Annotated in this window: 19 protein-coding genes; 14 read left to right on the forward strand and 5 right to left on the reverse strand. The window is 69.6% G+C overall.

Features of this window, described 5'->3' with window-relative positions:
* The first annotated feature begins 46 nt into the window (after positions 1 to 46).
* The 10 genes from C7H75_RS12155 to C7H75_RS12200 all read left to right on the forward strand — a co-directional run bounded on the left by C7H75_RS12155 (position 47) and on the right by C7H75_RS12200 (position 9185).
* Positions 47 to 604 carry an Rv1476 family membrane protein gene (locus C7H75_RS12155; protein WP_081121717.1) on the forward strand — a complete coding sequence of 186 codons (558 nt, stop codon included), beginning with the start codon at positions 47 to 49 and terminating at the stop codon, positions 602 to 604.
* 290 nt (positions 605 to 894) lie between these two features.
* On the forward strand, positions 895 to 2340 hold the full coding sequence (locus C7H75_RS12160; protein ID WP_106851390.1) for an NlpC/P60 family protein: 1446 nt from the start codon (positions 895 to 897) through the stop codon (positions 2338 to 2340).
* Between the two features lie 102 nt (positions 2341 to 2442).
* Positions 2443 to 3570: an AAA family ATPase gene (locus tag C7H75_RS12165; RefSeq protein WP_013415966.1), complete on the forward strand. Its 1128-nt coding sequence runs from the start codon at positions 2443 to 2445 to the stop codon at positions 3568 to 3570.
* Positions 3567 to 4523, forward strand: coding sequence for a DUF58 domain-containing protein (locus tag C7H75_RS12170; RefSeq protein WP_005513328.1), 957 nt, complete (start codon positions 3567 to 3569; stop codon positions 4521 to 4523). The genes C7H75_RS12165 and C7H75_RS12170 overlap by 4 nt, the downstream gene beginning before the upstream one ends.
* Complete coding sequence (locus tag C7H75_RS12175) at positions 4520 to 5500, forward strand: VWA domain-containing protein (protein ID WP_013415967.1); 981 nt, start codon at positions 4520 to 4522, stop codon at positions 5498 to 5500. The genes C7H75_RS12170 and C7H75_RS12175 overlap by 4 nt, the downstream gene beginning before the upstream one ends.
* Before the next feature lie 78 nt (positions 5501 to 5578).
* Positions 5579 to 6301, forward strand: coding sequence for a 3-oxoacyl-ACP reductase FabG1 (gene fabG1 / locus C7H75_RS12180; protein ID WP_005513326.1), 723 nt, complete (start codon positions 5579 to 5581; stop codon positions 6299 to 6301).
* Between the two features lie 64 nt (positions 6302 to 6365).
* Positions 6366 to 7163, forward strand: coding sequence for an NADH-dependent enoyl-ACP reductase InhA (gene inhA / locus C7H75_RS12185; protein ID WP_064058793.1), 798 nt, complete (start codon positions 6366 to 6368; stop codon positions 7161 to 7163).
* A 43-nt stretch (positions 7164 to 7206) separates the two neighbouring features.
* Positions 7207 to 8277 (forward strand): ferrochelatase, encoded by a 1071-nt coding sequence (locus C7H75_RS12190; RefSeq protein ID WP_022595849.1) that lies wholly within the window; start codon positions 7207 to 7209, stop codon positions 8275 to 8277.
* A 47-nt stretch (positions 8278 to 8324) separates the two neighbouring features.
* Positions 8325 to 8633, forward strand: a complete 309-nt coding sequence (locus C7H75_RS12195) for an antibiotic biosynthesis monooxygenase family protein (protein ID WP_005513323.1) — start codon at positions 8325 to 8327, stop codon at positions 8631 to 8633.
* 69 nt (positions 8634 to 8702) lie between these two features.
* Positions 8703 to 9185 carry a helix-turn-helix domain-containing protein gene (locus C7H75_RS12200; RefSeq protein WP_084848167.1) on the forward strand — a complete coding sequence of 161 codons (483 nt, stop codon included), beginning with the start codon at positions 8703 to 8705 and terminating at the stop codon, positions 9183 to 9185.
* 19 nt (positions 9186 to 9204) lie between these two features.
* Here C7H75_RS12200 and C7H75_RS12205 read toward each other — a convergent pair whose 3' ends face one another.
* A complete protein-coding gene (locus C7H75_RS12205) occupies positions 9205 to 10014 on the reverse strand; it encodes an Rv1486c family protein (RefSeq protein WP_064058795.1) in 810 nt (269 codons plus the stop codon).
* An 82-nt stretch (positions 10015 to 10096) separates the two neighbouring features.
* On the opposite strand from C7H75_RS12205, the gene C7H75_RS12210 reads away from it, so the two are divergent.
* The 4 genes from C7H75_RS12210 to C7H75_RS12225 all read left to right on the forward strand — a co-directional run bounded on the left by C7H75_RS12210 (position 10097) and on the right by C7H75_RS12225 (position 12984).
* Positions 10097 to 10906, forward strand: a complete 810-nt coding sequence (locus C7H75_RS12210) for a DUF3097 domain-containing protein (RefSeq protein WP_390891792.1) — start codon at positions 10097 to 10099, stop codon at positions 10904 to 10906.
* Between the two features lie 84 nt (positions 10907 to 10990).
* Complete coding sequence (locus C7H75_RS12215; protein ID WP_013415972.1) at positions 10991 to 11422, forward strand: NfeD family protein; 432 nt, start codon at positions 10991 to 10993, stop codon at positions 11420 to 11422.
* Positions 11423 to 11427: 5 nt separating this feature from the next.
* On the forward strand, positions 11428 to 12597 hold the full coding sequence (locus C7H75_RS12220; protein WP_013415973.1) for an SPFH domain-containing protein: 1170 nt from the start codon (positions 11428 to 11430) through the stop codon (positions 12595 to 12597).
* Positions 12598 to 12600: 3 nt separating this feature from the next.
* Positions 12601 to 12984, forward strand: a complete 384-nt coding sequence (locus C7H75_RS12225) for a hypothetical protein (RefSeq protein ID WP_159025985.1) — start codon at positions 12601 to 12603, stop codon at positions 12982 to 12984.
* Between the two features lie 18 nt (positions 12985 to 13002).
* On the opposite strand, the gene C7H75_RS12230 is transcribed toward C7H75_RS12225, so the two are convergent.
* Genes C7H75_RS12230 through C7H75_RS12245 form a run of 4 tightly spaced genes read right to left on the reverse strand, consistent with a single transcriptional unit; the run spans position 13003 to position 15535 of the window.
* A complete protein-coding gene (locus C7H75_RS12230; protein ID WP_106851392.1) occupies positions 13003 to 13512 on the reverse strand; it encodes an Imm44 family immunity protein in 510 nt (169 codons plus the stop codon).
* Between the two features lie 40 nt (positions 13513 to 13552).
* Positions 13553 to 14422: a hypothetical protein gene (locus tag C7H75_RS12235; protein ID WP_081184776.1), complete on the reverse strand. Its 870-nt coding sequence runs from the start codon at positions 14420 to 14422 to the stop codon at positions 13553 to 13555.
* 4 nt (positions 14423 to 14426) lie between these two features.
* A complete protein-coding gene (locus C7H75_RS12240; protein WP_081187582.1) occupies positions 14427 to 14957 on the reverse strand; it encodes a hypothetical protein in 531 nt (176 codons plus the stop codon).
* Positions 14954 to 15535, reverse strand: a complete 582-nt coding sequence (locus C7H75_RS12245; protein WP_106851393.1) for a hypothetical protein — start codon at positions 15533 to 15535, stop codon at positions 14954 to 14956. Before C7H75_RS12245 ends, C7H75_RS12240 begins: the two co-directional genes overlap by 4 nt.
* Positions 15536 to 15586: the final 51 nt, after the last annotated feature.

Here is a 15586-nt window from a genome sequence, read left to right on the forward strand (position 1 = left end):
TACTGTGCAGATCAGTCTGCCCGTCGCACCCGACCCCGGATGAGAGATGACTGCCTCAATCGCGCCCGTCCTGCTCCCGAACATCGCCAAGATCCCCGACGACGTCTCGCTCGACGCGGTGTTCGCGGATCTGTCCGACGACAACGTGTCGGCGCCCGACGCGGATGTGGAGGGGCTCCAGGCCGTCGTCGCCCGGGCGCAGGAGGACGGTGTGACGCTCCGCATCGTGGTCGTCGACTCGGATCCGCACGGACCCGAACCTCTTCGGGATCTCGCGACCGAGGTGGGGAAGGTCGAGGGCGGCACAGTGCTCGTGCTCAGCCCGTCTGCCAACGGCACGTACAGCGACACGATCAGCCGGGTGGTCCTCGAGAACGCGCAGGATCGAACCTTCACCGGTAATCCCGTCGATTCGGCGAACAATTTCGTCGACGGCATCACCGAGCCGGCGCCGCGTTGGGGACTCGTGACCGCCTTGCTGGTGCTGCTGGTCGCGGCGGTCGCAGGGGTCTCCTTCGTCGCGAAGGCCCGCCGCGGGCAGGGAGCGCGGCCCGTCGCCGCGGAGTCGACACCGGGGAACGGCGAGCGCCCGACCGGAAGCTGATTCCGGCAGCCCCTCCGCATTTGCGCAGGTCGAATTACGTCGGCGTCATTTGTGACAAGAGTGCACCAGAGCGTGCAAAGTGTCGTACGGTGCCAGTGGCACTTTTTGGGGAAGAAGTGTCGCATGAGTGACGTGACGATTCATGTGACGGCGAGAAACGTCGCGTGATCTGCGCGTCGGCGCGGTTCGTCTCCGCGGTGACGCTCCTCCCCGCACGGGCCGGGCAGACAGCCGGGTTCGGTCACAGCAGTTGGGAGGGTGTTGTGGGGCGAAGGGGCTCACGCGCAGGCGTGCGGCGTCCGGCATTGGTACGCGCGCGCTCGGCCGGTGCGCGGGCTCTGCTGGGCGCGAGCGTGGTGTGCGCCCTCGTCGCAGGCCCGCCCGGCACGGCTGCCGCGGTGCCGCCACCGCCACCGAACCCGTCCGACGCCGAGATCGAGAGTGGAAACGCTCGAGTCTCCGAGGGTGTCTCGCAGGTCGGCGACCTCATCAATCAGGTCGCGACCGCGAACCAGCAGCTCGCGCAGCTCGACGACGAGGTTGCGATCAAACGCGAGGACGTCAACAAGGCCCTCGTCGACCTGCAGACCGCGCGGGACGAGGCCGCAGCCGCCGGTGCGCAGGTGGAACAGAGTCAGCAAGCGTTGCGCGACGCCGGCACCCAGATCGAGCAGGCCCGTAAACGGTTCACCGACTACGCGGTGTCGAGTTACACCAAGGGGCGTAACGTCGCGTCGCTGTCGTCGTTCTTCGGCGCGGACGGACCCGAGGACATCCTCGACCGGGCCCAGATGATGCGGATGCTGTCGGCGAGCCAGAAAGCGATCCTGGAGAACCTCGAGCGGGCGCGAACCGAGCAGGCCAACCGGGACTCGGCGGCGCGCGAGGCGAAGCAGCGCGCCGATGCCGCCGCGGGCGCTGCCGAGAACAAGAAGGCCGAAGCCGAACAGGCGATCGCCGCGGCTCGCAACGCCCTTCAGGAACAGGCCGCACGCAAGGCGCAGATCGAGTCCCAGCGAGACGGCGCCCAGGCGCAACTCGACGCGGCGCGCGCCAACGTGAGCGGTCTGCAGGGGCAGCGCGACGCCTATCTGGAGTGGGACAACCAGCGTCGTGCCGAGGAGGCCGCAGCGGCGGCTGCGGCTGCGGCGGCCGCCGAGGCCGCGCGCCGGGCGGCCGCCGACCAGGCGTCGCGGGAGCGCGCATCGCAAGTGGCGGACAGCGAGCGGCCGCACACCCAGATCGACGACGACGGCGAATGGTCGGCGCCCGCGCAGTCCGCGCCCAAGCCGATGGCGCCGTCGGTGACCGGAGCCGGCGCGATCGAGACGGTGATCGACCGCGGCATGTCGCAGCTCGGCCTGCCGTACGCGTGGGGTGGTGGCAACGCGAACGGTCCGACGCTGGGCATCCGCGACGGCGGCGTCGCGGACAGCTACGGCGACTTCAACAAGGTGGGGTTCGACTGCTCGGGCCTGATGATCTACGCGTTCGCCGGGATCGGGATCTCGCTCCCGCACTACACGGGTTACCAGTACACCGCCGGTACGCAGGTCCCGTCGTCGCAGATGCGACGCGGAGACATGATCTTCTGGGGCCCCGGCGCAAGCCAGCACGTCGCGCTCTACCTGGGTGACGGGCAGATGCTCGAGGCCCCGCAGTCCGGTTCGACGGTCCGGGTCTCGCCGGTGCGCTGGGACGGAATGACTCCGTACGCTGTCCGTATGGTGTCGTAGCTCGCGCCGGCTTCGTGCGGCGGTGGGGTGACACCTGGAATAGTTGAGCGGGCAAGACTGGCAAGGCGATGGAACCGATCTAGGTGGAAGCGGGGACTGTTGGTGACCTCACGTGACGGCGCGGTGGCTGGGTCGGGTTCGCAGGGGGCGGTCCATCCGGACGCGGGCTCGGGAACGTCGGACCTGGCGCGGGACGTGCACACGCTCGAGCGCGCGATCTACGAGGTCAAGCGGGTCATCGTCGGCCAGGACCGTCTGGTGGAACGGATGCTCGTCGGCGTTCTCGCCAAGGGGCACGTGCTGCTCGAGGGTGTTCCGGGCGTCGCGAAGACCCTTGCGGTGGAGACGTTCGCGAAGGTGGTCGGCGGATCGTTCTCCCGCGTCCAGTTCACCCCGGACCTCGTGCCGACCGACCTGATCGGCACCCGCATCTACCGGCAGGGGCGCGAGCAGTTCGACACCGAGCTCGGCCCGGTGGTCGCCAACTTCCTGCTGGCCGACGAGATCAACCGCGCTCCCGCGAAGGTGCAGTCCGCACTGCTCGAGGTCATGGCCGAGCGGCACGTCTCGATCGGCGGCAAGACCTACGCGATGCCGGAACCGTTCCTGGTGATGGCGACGCAGAACCCCATCGAGAACGAGGGCGTCTACCCGCTGCCCGAGGCGCAGCGCGACCGCTTCCTGTTCAAGGTGCTCGTCGACTACCCGTCCGTCGAGGAAGAGCGCGAGATCGTCTACCGCATGGGTGTCGCGGCACCCGAACCCAGCCAGGTGCTCGACCCGCAGGAACTGGTCCGGCTGCAGAAGGTCGCGAGCAACGTCTTCGTGCACCATGCGCTCGTCGACTACGTCGTCCGCGTCATCGCCGCGACCCGCACGCCGCGCGAGTTCGGTCTCGACGACGTCGCGGGCTGGATCGCGTACGGCGCGTCGCCGCGCGCGACCCTCGGCATCATCTCGGCGTCGCGTGCGCTCGCGCTGCTCCGCGGCCGCGACTACGTGGTACCGCAGGACGTACTCGAGATCATCCCGGACGTCCTTCGTCACCGGCTGGTGCTGTCGTACGACGCCCTCGCCGACGAGGTCACCCCGCAGGACGTGATCACTCGTGTCCTGCAGACCGTCGGGCTGCCGCAGGTCGGTGCACAACCGGTGCCGCAGGCGGCGCCGCCCGCGCCCCCGGCGTACGACGCCGGGCCGCTGTCCCCGTCGGGCACGCAGCCGCAGTGACCCGGAAACCGGGTGCGGTTCCGTCGTTCCGGTCCGGATCGTTGCGCGATCCGGAACTCACCGCGGCGCTGCGCACGCTCGAACTGACGGTGCGTCGACGCCTCGACGGCGTGCTGCACGGCGATCACCTCGGGCTCATCCCGGGCCCGGGTTCCGAGCCCGGCGATGCCCGCGAGTACCAGCCCGGCGACGACGTCCGGCAGATGGACTGGTCGGTCACGGCGCGCACCACGCACCCGCACGTCCGGCAGACCGTCGCCGACCGCGAGCTGGAGACGTGGCTGGTGGTCGACCTGTCGTCGAGCCTGGACTTCGGCACCGCGCTGTGCGAGAAGCGCGACCTCGCGGTGGCGGCCGCGTCGGCGGTGACGTATCTGGCGGGTGGCAGCGGCAACCGGATCGGGGCGGTCGTGGCGACGGGCGACCGCATGCTGCGCATCCCGGCCCGCGGTGGACGCGTCCACGCGCAGGCGATGCTGCGCCGGATCGCAACCACCCCGCATGCCGCCGAGGGCGTGCGCGGCGATCTGCGGGGTGCGCTCGAGTCGCTGCGCCGTCCGGAACGTCGACGCGGGCTCGCGGTGGTGATCAGTGACTTCCTCGGCCCGATCGACTGGGAGCGGTCGCTGCGGGCGCTGTCCGGGCGACACGAACTGCTGGGCATCGAGGTGCTCGACCCGCGGGACCTCGAGCTGCCCGACGCGGGGGACGTCGTACTCTTCGACCCCGAGTCCGGTCGCACCCGCGAGTTCGCGACCACGCCGCGCCTGCGTGCCGACTTCGCGCAGGCCGCGGCCGCGCACCGTCACGCCGTCGAATCGACGTTGCGGCGCTGTGGCGCACCGCGGCTGAGTCTGAGCACCGATCGGGACTGGATCGCCGACGTCGTGCGGTTCGTCTCGTCCCGGCGGCACAGCTACGGCGCGCCCACCCGTGGGGTGACCGGCCGATGAGTCTGTCCCAGTTCGCATCTCCGTGGTGGCTGCTGTTCCTGGCGGTCGTCGTCGCGCTCGCCGCCGGGTACGTGGTGATCCAGCGGCGCCGGCAGAAGCACGTGCTGCGCTTCGCCAACATGGAGCTGCTCGAGAAGGTCGCACCCAACCGGCCGAACATCACCCGCCACCTGCCGACCGCGCTGCTGCTGGTCGGGCTGGTGTTCCTCACGGTGGCGCTGGCCGGACCCACCGCCGACAAGCGGGTGCCGCGCAACCGCGCGACCGTGGTGCTGGTGATCGACGTGTCGCTGTCGATGAAGGCGACAGACGTCGAGCCGAGTCGTCTGGCCGCAGCGCAGGAGGCCGCCAAGTCGTTCGCGGACGGGCTCACTCCCGGCATCAACCTCGGCCTGGTCGCGTTCGCGGGCACCGCGTCGGTGCTGGTGTCGCCCACCCCGAACCGCGACGAGACGAAGGCCGCGATCGACAACCTGACGCTCAGCGAACGCACCGCGACCGGTGAGGCGATCTTCACGTCGCTGCAGTCGATCGACACCCTCGCGGCGGTACTCGGCGGCAGCGAGCAGGCGCCGCCCGCCCGGATCGTGTTGCTGTCGGACGGCAAGCAGACGGTCCCGGAGAGCCCCGACGACCCGCGCGGCGGTTTCACCGCGGCCCGCCAGGCCAAGGACAAGGGCGTGCCGATCTCGACGATCTCCTTCGGTACCGGTTACGGCACCGTCGAGATCGAGGGCGACCGCATTCCCGTCCCGGTCGACGACCCGTCGCTGCGGGAGATCGCGAACCTGTCCGGCGGCAACTTCTTCACCGCGTCGAGTCTCGAGGAACTACGTGACGTCTACGACACACTCGAGGAGCAGATCGGATTCGAGAACGCACGCGGCGACGCGAGCCGCCCCTGGCTGGTGCTCGGTGTGCTGTTCAGCGCCTCGGGGCTGGCCACCGCGCTGATCCTCCGGCAACGCCTGCCATGACCGCTGGGGCGCCCGTCCCGTGCGTCGATTTCGTCCACCTGGACACGTAACCCGCAACCGAACAGATAGGTTGATCGCATGTCGAACACCAGCAGCCCGTCCCGTTCCGTGCTCGTGACGGGAGGCAACCGCGGCATCGGCCTGGCCGTCGCGCGGCGCCTCCTCGACGACGGTCACAAGGTGGCCGTCACGCACCGTGGCTCGGGCGCGCCGGAGGGGCTGTTCGGAGTCAAGTGCGATGTCACCGACGCGGATTCGATCGATCGTGCGTTCAAGGAGGTCGAGGAGCACCAGGGGCCGGTGGAGGTGCTGGTCGCCAACGCCGGCATCACCGACGACACGCTCCTCATGCGCATGGACGAGGACCAGTTCACCCGCGTCCTCGATGCCAACCTCACCGGTGCCTTCAGGTGTGCCAAGCGCGCCAACCGCGCCATGCTCCGCGCCCGCTGGGGTCGGATGATCTTCCTGGGATCGGTGGTCGGCATGGCGGGCCAGGCCGGTCAGATCAACTACGCCGCCTCCAAGGCCGGTGTGATCGGCATGGCGCGGTCGCTCACGCGTGAGTTGGGGTCGCGATCGATCACCGCGAACGTCGTCGCGCCGGGCTTCATCGAGACCGACATGACCGCCGAACTGTCGGACGACCTGCGGGACACGGCCAAGAAGTTCATCCCGCTGCAGCGGCTCGGGCAGCCCGAGGACGTCGCCGCCGTGGTGAGCTTCCTGGCGTCCGACGATTCCGCGTACGTCTCCGGTGCCGTGATCCCGGTCGACGGCGGCATGGGCATGGGGCACTGACCGCACCCGCTTTTCCCGGAAATCTCACGCACCCACAGACTTTCATCACAGGAGTAGCAACAACATGGGCGGACTGCTCGCGGGCAAGACCATTCTCGTCACCGGCATCATCACCGACGCCTCCATCGCGTTCCACGTCGCGCGAGTGGCGCAGGAGCAGGGCGCGAAGGTGATCATCACGGGCTTCGACCGCCTGCGGCTGATCGACCGGATCGCGCAGCGGCTGCCGGAACCGGTGCCGCCGGCAGTCGAACTCGACGTGCAGAACGACGAGCACCTCGCGACCCTGGCCGAGCGGGTCCGCGAACTGGCCCCCGAGGGCCTCGACGGTGTCGTCCACTCCATCGCGTACTCGCCGCGCTCGGGTCTCGGCGCGCCGTTCCTCGACGCCCCCTGGTCGGACATCTCGAACGCGATGGAGATCTCGGCGTACTCGTACGCGTCACTCGCCAAGGCGCTGCTGCCGGTCCTCAACGACAACGCGTCGATCGTCGGCATGGACTTCGACCCGTCCCGCGCGATGCCGTTCTACAACTGGATGGGCGTGTCGAAGGCCACCCTCGAGGCCGTGAACCGGTACGTCGCCAAGGAGGTCGGCGCTCGCGGGATCCGCTCGAATCTCGTTGCGGCCGGCCCGGTCAAGACGCTCGCCGCGAAGGCCATCGCGGGCGACGCGACCGGCCCCGGCGCGGAGTTGAACAAGCTGAACACCGCGTGGGACAGTGCGGCGCCGATCGGCTGGGACGTCGACGACCCGACGCCGGTCGCGAAGAGCGTCTGCACGGTCCTCTCGGACTGGCTGCCCGGCACCACAGCATCGATCATCTACGTCGACGGCGGCTTCCACGCGGTGGTCGGCTGACCCGTCCCGGGCACCGATGTCGACACTGGGCGAGAATGGACGCATGAGCGGACAGCGGAATTCGGATTTCGACGCACTTCTCGTGCTCTCCTTCGGGGGGCCGGAGAAGCCGGACGACGTGATGCCGTTCCTCGAGAACGTCACCCGCGGTCGAGGTGTTCCGCCCGAGCGTCTCGCCGCGGTTGCCGAGCACTACATGCATTTCGGTGGCGTGTCCCCGATCAACGCTCTCAACCGCGACATCATCGCGCGCCTGGAAGCCGAATTGCGTGAGGGCGGAATCGATCTGCCGGTGTACTTCGGCAACCGTAACTGGCATCCGATGGTCGAGGACACCGTCGCGCGTATGCGTGACGACGGCGTCCGGAACGCGCTCGTGTTTCCCACATCGGCGTGGGGCGGCTACTCCGGGTGTCGTCAGTACGACGAGGACATCGCGCGGGCCCGGGACGCAGCGGGCCCCGACGCACCGACCTTGGAGAAGCTGCGGCAGTACTACGATCACCCGCTCATGGTTGCCGCCTTCGCCGATGCGATCCGTGCTGCGCGCGAACAGCTTTCGGAGGATGCGCGGGACCGGGCGCGGCTGGTGTTCACCGCGCACTCGGTACCCCTCGCCGCCGACGAGAACGCCGGTCCGCCGGCCGAGGGCGGCAACCTCTACAGCCGGCAGGTCGCCGATGCGTCCCGTCTGTGCGCAGAGGCGGCAGGCATCGACGACTTCGACCTGGTGTGGCAGTCGCGCTCCGGCCCGCCGCAGGTGCCGTGGCTCGACCCCGACATCTGCGATCACCTCGACACGGTTGCGGCGTCGGGCGCGCCCGCGGTGATCGTGTGCCCGGTCGGATTCGTCTCGGATCACCTCGAGGTGGTGTGGGACCTCGACACGGAGGCCCGCGACAAGGCGGCGGAACTGGGGATCGAATTCGTGCGCGCCGCGACACCGGGCACGGATCGCCGCTTCCCGCGGATGATCCGGGAACTCGTGGAGGAACGCCGTGCCGGCGCGGCCCCCGCGCGCCTGGGCCGGGAACCGCTGCTCGGTGCGACCGTCGACGGGTCGCCGTGCGCGGTGAACTGTTGCGCGCCGGCGCGCCGTCCGGTTGGAAACTAGCGAGGGACTCTTGACCTCGATCTACGTTGAGGTTCTAGGTTCGCGGAATGACCGAGATTCTGCGTATCGACAAATTCCACGTCCCCGAGGCGTCCCTGCCCGAGTTCCTGGCGACGGTGGGGCAGACCCATGAGGTGCTGGGGCGCCTGGACGGCCTCGTCGCCAACGACGTCGTCCGACTGCAGGAGGGCGAGAGTCACTTCAACGTGGTGACCGTCGTGAAGTGGCGGGACCGGCATGCCCATGATGCAGCTGGGCGAGTGATGGCCGATCGCGCCCGCGCCACCGGATTCGACAGGACCGCGTTCTGGGACCGCCTCGGCGTCGAAGCGGATCTGGGGATCTACACGGCCTAGGCTGTACTGCCGTCGTTGTCCCTCGGCCTGTTTCCGGATGGAAACCGCCCGGCCGACTATGTTGATCGGGTGCAGGACAGCCTCTATCACCGCTTCGAGTTCACATTCATCGTTCCGCTGCTGACGGTGTCGCGGGAAGCGGCCATCGCGGACGAGTTCGACGTGACCGTGCGTGATCAGGGCGGGCTGCAGTTGCTGACGGTGACCGCCGAGGGAATGCGCTGCGCCACAGCGGGAATGAGCCTGGTCGATCAGCTCGTCGCGCACGGGGTGACTCCTGCGCGCACTCATCCGGACCTCGTCACCCGCCAGGACGTCGCGGATCGCGCCGGAGTGACCCGGCAGGCGGTGGGGCAGTGGGTGCGCGGCGTCCGGCAACGCGGGACGCCGTTCCCGACGCCGTTCAACACGGTCTCGGGCGGCATCTGGCTGTGGGGCGACGTGTACGCCTGGCTGCGGCAACACGACTACGGCCGCGACACCGGACTGCTCTACCCGACGCTCGACGAGCACGTGCGAATCGACCGGCACATCGTGATGAACCACCGGTGACGCGTCGGGAGATCGGCCGTCAGGCCCGGTGGGCGTCCCTCGCCGAGGCGGACACCGCGGCCACGCGGGCCGTCCGGACCGCGGACCACAACGGGCGCAACAGCTCCTCGCGGGCGGCCGCGCCAGTCGCGGACGGCGCCTCGGTGGGTGAATCGTGTTCGGCAACGGACAGGATCGCCGCCACCTGATCCGACGAATCCAGGATGCGCAGCGCCCGCGTGGGCGTCGAGTCGGGGTAGCGGTGGTGTGCGCGGTCGTCGAGCGCCTCGGCGATCCGGCGGCGAGGATCGCCGTCGGCCGGGCCCGTCTGCACCGACGACAGCTGCAGCAGCGCGTCCGCGGCATCGCGGATCGCCTCCCGCATCGCGTACTCGGCCTCACCGAGACCTGTGTGCTCGGCGACCGGCGGCACCGCAGCGATCGAGTGGACCGTCCAGCGCAGGACGTCCGGGCCCTCCACGACGGGCACCAGTCCGACGCCGGGCTGTCCGGGTTCGCCGACGATTACGCCCTCACCGGCGTCGAGTGCGGCCCGGGCGAACGGGGAGCCGGCGGGCATCCCACGCACGTCGCCGGGGGCAGGTAGCACCAGGCGCAGTCCGCCCGGCGTGGCGATGCTCCGGCGGACGAGGCGCAGCAGGACGGGTGCCCCGCCGTCCTGCACCCCCGGCCACCCGAGATCGGTCGCCAGCGCGGTCTCGGCGTCCGCCGCGCCCACGAGGTGCATCGGCGCCCACTGCTGCAGAGCGTCGATCACGTCGTCGGGTGCGCTGTCCCCGGCGAGCCAGGAAGCGGCCCACACGGTCAGCGTCGCGCTGGGAGAACTCACGGTTACCGAGCATAGGACGGCGTGGCGGTGTCCGCGCGTGCCCCCGTCTGACATAGCGTGAGGTGCCGTGAACGCGAGCAACATGTACGGCGACATCTTCGCCGGCCACGCCCGGACCCGGAAGCCCAAGACGCCCGAGGTGGCCGCGGAACGCGACCTCGTGGTGGAGGACGCCGCCACCGGATTCTGCGGTGCGGTGGTCGGTATCGAACGCACCTACGACGGCGATTTCGTGCGGCTCGAGGACGGCGCGCGCCGCACCCGCCTGTTTGCGATGCGCGAGGCCGCGTTTCTCATCGACGGTCGCCCCGTCACCCTCGTCCGCCCCGCGCCGCGGCAGCAGAAACCGGCGGCGCAGCGGTCGGCCTCGGGTTCGACCAAGGTCGAGGGTCTGAGAGCGCGCACCGCCCTGCCGAGCCGGATCTGGGTGGAGGGCGTGCACGACGCTGCCCTGGTCGAGCGGGTGTGGGGCCACGATCTGCGGGTCGAGGGTGTGGTGGTCGAGCACCTCGAAGGGCTCGACAACCTCGGTGATCGGCTCGCGGAGTTCCGGCCCGGCCCGGGACGCAAGGTCGGCGTGCTCGTCGACCACCTGGTGACCGGATCCAAGGAGGAACGCCTGACGCAGGGCCTGGGGCCGCACGTGATGGTCACCGGCCACCCCTACATCGACGTGTGGGAGGCCGTGCGGCCCAAGTCGGTCGGCATCGCCGCCTGGCCGAAGATCCCGCGCGGCCAGGACTGGAAGACCGGCGTGTGCACCGCGCTCGGCTGGGGGACTCCGCAGGACGGCTGGCGCCGCGTCTACGGCGCCGTCGAGAGTTTCCGCGACCTCGAGGCGCCGCTGATCGGCGCGGTGGAGCGACTGGTGGATTTCGTGACCGCCGACTGAACTGTGGTTTCGCCGCGGCTGCCGTTTCTCCACAGGGCGTTTCGCGAACATCGCGGTGACCGGTACTTCTGGTTAGATGGTCTTGTGGCAGCTTTGATTTGGCTGGTAGCGGGCGTTCTCCTGGCAGCGGCGGAAGCGCTGGTAGGGGAGTTCTTCCTGCTGATGCTCGCGGGCGGCGCACTGGCGACCGCCGGATTCTCCGCGGCGACCGACTTTCCGGTCTGGGTCGACGCGGTGGTGTTCGGTGTGGTTTCGCTGGTCCTGGTGCTGGGTGTGCGCCCGGCGCTGCTCCGCCGGTTCGAGAAGCCGCCACTGAAGCTGATGAACACCGAGGCCCTGCCGGGCAAGCATGCGCTGGTGCTCGAGGAAGTCGGCGAACATGCCGGCCGGGTCAAGCTCGACGGTGACGTGTGGACGGCCCGTCCACTCGACGTCAGCGAGGTGTATCCGCCGGGGACGACAGTCACGGTGATGGAGATCGACGGCGCGACCGCTGTCGTATGGAGGGGACCGTAGAGAAGATGGCTGCACTGATAGTTCTGGCGGTACTGGTCGTACTCGTCGTCATTCTCGTCGCGAAGTCGGTGGCGTTGGTGCCGCAGGCCGAGGCGGCTGTGATCGAGCGGCTGGGCCGCTACGCGCGCACGGTGTCGGGTCAGCTGACCTTCCTGGTGCCGTTCGTGGACCGGATCCGGGCGAAGGTGGACCTGCGCGAGCGGGTGGTGTCGTTCGCGCCGCAGCCGGTCATCACGCAGGACAACCTGACGCTGTCGATCGACACGGTCGTCTACTTCCAGGTCACCAACCCGCAGGCCGCCGTCTACGAGATCAGCAACTACATCGCCGCGGTCGAGCAGTTGACCATCACCACGCTCCGCAACGTCGTCGGCGGTATGACGCTCGAGGAGACGCTGACGTCCCGCGACTCGATCAACGGGCAGCTGCGCGGCGTGCTCGACGAGGCCACCGGACGCTGGGGGCTGCGTGTCGCCCGCGTCGAGCTCAAGAGCATCGACCCGCCGCCGTCGATCCAGGAGTCGATGGAGAAGCAGATGAAGGCCGACCGTGAGAAGCGGGCGATGATCCTCACCGCCGAGGGCCACCGCGAGTCGGCGATCAAGACCGCCGAGGGTGCCAAGCAGAGCCAGATCCTGGCGGCCGAGGGTGCCAAGCAGGCGTCGATCCTCGGGGCCGAGGGTGAGCGGCAGTCGCGGATTCTGCGCGCGCAGGGTGAGCGTGCCGCCAAGTACCTGCAGGCGCAGGGTCAGGCCAAGGCGATCGAGAAGGTGTTCGCCGCCATCAAGTCCGGCAAGCCCACCCCGGAACTTCTTGCGTACCAGTACCTTCAGACGCTTCCGCAGATGGCGCAGGGCGACGCCAACAAGGTGTGGCTCGTGCCCAGCGACTTCGGGGACGCCCTCAAGGGGTTCGCGAAGACACTCGGCGCGCCCGGCGACGACGGCGTCTTCCGCTACGAGCCCAGCCGTACCGAGGACGAGAACCTGCCTCGGCCCGAGGACGACTCCGACGAGGTCGCCAGCTGGTTCGAGACGAAGGCCGACCCGGCAGTTGCGCAGGCCGTTCGCGCGGCCGAGGCCGTCGCGCGGACTCCCGTCGAGAGCCCTCTGTCGCAGGAGCACCTGCTCGGCGGTGGCGAGCAGCCGGAAGGACTTCCGCCGGGGCAGGCGTAGTTGGTGCTGCGCTGGTTGGACCGCGAACCGGTCCAGCGGTGGCTCGGGACGCTATTCCTGGCGTGGCTCGTGGTCCTCGTCGGACCGTCGGCGATCGATCGAGCGACGTCGGAACCGTCAGCATGGGACTGGGTGTGGCTCGGTATCTTCGGCTCCGCCCTGGCCGTCTCCGTCGTGTCGACTATTCTGGCGTGGCGCAACCGCAACACCGTTCGGGTGCCGGCGAAGGTCTCACCGGCAGAGGTCGCACTACCGGACGTGTCTGCGGCGATCGCGTCCTCGTCGGGCCGGATCGACGCGATCAGACGACTCCGGCAGATGTATCCGGGACTGGGGTTGCTCGACGCGAAGGAACTGGTCGCCAGGCAGCTCCCGGGTCCCGGCTGAGGCGGGTGGGACCGGTGGTCAGAGCGTGTCGGTGAACAGGTCTTCGACCTCGCTCAGCGGCAGTCCCGTCGCCTCGGCGATGTCGTCCAGCGGCAGCCCCGCCCGGCACAGTTCGACGGCGCGGGTGCGGGGACCGTCGAGCCATCCGAGGGACACCAGTGACTGCTCGGCGGCGTGCCTGAGCTCGGCCCGCTGGGAGGGCGACCACGGTGCCGTCCGCGATCGCGACGCCCTTCCGATCCAGTGGCGCAACAGCTCTCCGAGAGTCTCGCGTTGCTGCGCCGTGGGGCGTCCGCCCATCGCTTCCTCGGACACACAGATGTCGAGGAGCATCGCGGGCACGATCGTCTCGTAGCGGGTAAACGACCGCCGACCGTAGCTCTCGGGTAGGCAGCGCAGACAGATGACGAGAGCGCCGGGGACCGACTTCGTGGCAACGGCGAAGTCGACTCCGGCGTCCTGCAACTCGCTCGCGAGCCGGTACACGTCGCCGACCGGTCCGGTGTCCGACGTGACCACGAGATCCATTCGCCCGACGATACCTACTTGCGGTACTGGTAGGCGGAGGTCAGAGGCTCAGCAGCTGCTCGGCTCGGGCTTCGTCGAGGCCACCGCGCCAGGAGGCCAGGGGAACCGGGATGTCCGATCGCGGCCCGCTCTTGACGCTGCGATACGCCGCCCTGCGTTCGGTGTCGGGGACGAACCGATCCCAGCTCGGTACGAGGGCAGGGCAGGGTAGGACTCCGATCTCCGACAGTCCGATCAGGATTCCGTAGCGCTGATACTTGTCGGTACCCGGAACGATCTTGGACCGCGCGACGGCCTTTTCGAGTTCGCTCGGAAGTGTCCCCGCGGGCTGCGTGCGGACGAGGTCCAACAGGGCACGCAGTCGTTGCCGATCGTCGTCGGTCGGGAGCGGAAGACCTTGCGCTACAGCGGCTTCGAGATCGGGAAGATAGTGCTGAGGCAGTTCGTTCCACGCCCATCCGAGCGAGAGCCGCAACAGTCTGTCCGTGACGTCGACGGCGTACGAGTCCTCGGTCAGACCGCAGTCGGGGACACCGCGATCGCCCCGACGACCGGTACCGAGATGCCGAGCCCACCCGAACGAGATCGCCGTCTGTCGGCCACGCGGAGCGCTACCCAGTCCGGCGACGAAGGCGCCCAGTACAGCGTCGACGTCGAGGGCGTCGGCGGCGACGGTCGCGCGTTCGACGATCTCCTGTGGCGTCCAGCGTTCTGTGCTCCGGACCGGCCACCCGAATCCTTCGGCAGCGGCGATGTCCTCGGGTGCGTGCGACGGTTCCGTGCCCTTGACGGTTCCCGCCCGGGTGAGGCGGTAGCCGTAGCAGAGGAGCAGCGGCTCGAGTTCGGCTCCCTGCGGGATGCGACGCGGCGCGGTGCTCACGATCGGTCCCGAAGCGCTGTTCTCACCCATGACGCTATGTCACCAGCGCCCGGCCGACGCCCGCCACGGCGATGGCCCACAGCACGCTTGTGAAGGTGCCGATGATGAACTGCTCCGACGCGTGCGGCTCCCGCAGCTCGGGATAGCGGGCCAGGCCCTTCACCGCGAGGACGATCGCGATGCCCTCCGGCCAGCCCGCGAGGACCGAGACGGCCACGGCGGTGCGCTCGAGCAGTCCGATGACGCGGCCGCCGCGCAGCGGTCCGTCGTCGGGTTCGGGTCCTGCGTCGGGCTGGCGGCGGGCGAACCGGAAGGCGGCCAGCACCATCGGGGCGCCGCCGGTGGCGGCCGCCGCGACGGTCAGGACGTAGGTGGCGCCGAGGGCGAAGCCCTGGACCGGCGGCACAGCCGTCGCCGCGAGAGCGGACCCCGCGAGTGCCAGGACTGCGACGGCAGGGGCGATGCGAACGACCGCCCCGGCCCGGCTGGACGTCGCACCCAGCCGGCCGGCGACGACGCCGACCAGCGCCGCGATCCCCACGAGTGCGAGGCTCAGTGCAGTCATCGGTCGGCCCTCGCGAGGAGTCGAGCCGCCAGTTGCCTGCCGGCGGACTCGGCGTGCCAGCCGGCTGCGATGAGGCGCTGCGAGACGGCTTGCTTGCTGATGCCGAGTTCGGCGGCGGACTCGGCTTGGTTGAGGCCGCGTCGCGCCAGATCGACGGCGGCGTGGCCCTGCGGTGTCCGGCGCGAGACCAGCAGCGCGAGCAGTGTGAGGGCGGCGTCGGCATCGGCTGCCGCCAGGGCGTCCGTAGCCTCGACCGCTACCCCGGACGGACTCCTCTTGGCGCGTTCGACGGCGTCGCGTGCGGCCTCGAAGGCGGGTCCGCGGCCGGCGCGGGTCTGAGTGGGGAGGGGTTCCTCGACCTCGCCCACTCCGATGCCGACACTCCAGTGTTCGCGGCGCACGAGGTCGAGTGCGAGATCGACGACGATGTCGGCGTCGTCGGCCACGGCCTGGACCTCGTCTCCGGCGGTCCGCTCGAACGGGCGGAGCAGGGGAGTCGAGGCGAGGTCGTCGAGCAGTGGTCCGACGCGATCGATGTCTCGCCTGCTGCCTCGCTGGTCGACGGTCAGTACGAACATGATGCAAGGTTATGGGCTTGATTCTGCAAGATCAAGCTCCTGGGCCTTACT

This window comes from Rhodococcus (subgen. Prescottella) equi (assembly GCF_003013675.1).
GTDB lineage: Bacteria > Actinomycetota > Actinomycetes > Mycobacteriales > Mycobacteriaceae > Prescottella > Prescottella equi.

What these genes read in the sequence shown, in the direction of transcription:
- C7H75_RS12195 (WP_005513323.1), top strand. Translation starts at nt 8,325, where the DNA reads ATGACCGAGATTCTGCGTATCGACAAATTCCACGTCCCCGAGGCGTCC.
- fabG1 (WP_005513326.1), top strand. Translation starts at nt 5,579, where the DNA reads ATGTCGAACACCAGCAGCCCGTCCCGTTCCGTGCTCGTGACGGGAGGC.
- C7H75_RS12235 (WP_081184776.1), bottom strand. Translation starts at nt 14,422, where the DNA reads ATGGGTGAGAACAGCGCTTCGGGACCGATCGTGAGCACCGCGCCGCGT.
- C7H75_RS12210 (WP_390891792.1), top strand. Translation starts at nt 10,097, where the DNA reads ATGTACGGCGACATCTTCGCCGGCCACGCCCGGACCCGGAAGCCCAAG.
- C7H75_RS12230 (WP_106851392.1), bottom strand. Translation starts at nt 13,512, where the DNA reads ATGGATCTCGTGGTCACGTCGGACACCGGACCGGTCGGCGACGTGTAC.
- inhA (WP_064058793.1), top strand. Translation starts at nt 6,366, where the DNA reads ATGGGCGGACTGCTCGCGGGCAAGACCATTCTCGTCACCGGCATCATC.
- C7H75_RS12155 (WP_081121717.1), top strand. Translation starts at nt 47, where the DNA reads ATGACTGCCTCAATCGCGCCCGTCCTGCTCCCGAACATCGCCAAGATC.
- C7H75_RS12190 (WP_022595849.1), top strand. Translation starts at nt 7,207, where the DNA reads ATGAGCGGACAGCGGAATTCGGATTTCGACGCACTTCTCGTGCTCTCC.
- C7H75_RS12175 (WP_013415967.1), top strand. Translation starts at nt 4,520, where the DNA reads ATGAGTCTGTCCCAGTTCGCATCTCCGTGGTGGCTGCTGTTCCTGGCG.
- C7H75_RS12220 (WP_013415973.1), top strand. Translation starts at nt 11,428, where the DNA reads ATGGCTGCACTGATAGTTCTGGCGGTACTGGTCGTACTCGTCGTCATT.
- C7H75_RS12240 (WP_081187582.1), bottom strand. Translation starts at nt 14,957, where the DNA reads ATGACTGCACTGAGCCTCGCACTCGTGGGGATCGCGGCGCTGGTCGGC.
- C7H75_RS12245 (WP_106851393.1), bottom strand. Translation starts at nt 15,535, where the DNA reads ATGTTCGTACTGACCGTCGACCAGCGAGGCAGCAGGCGAGACATCGAT.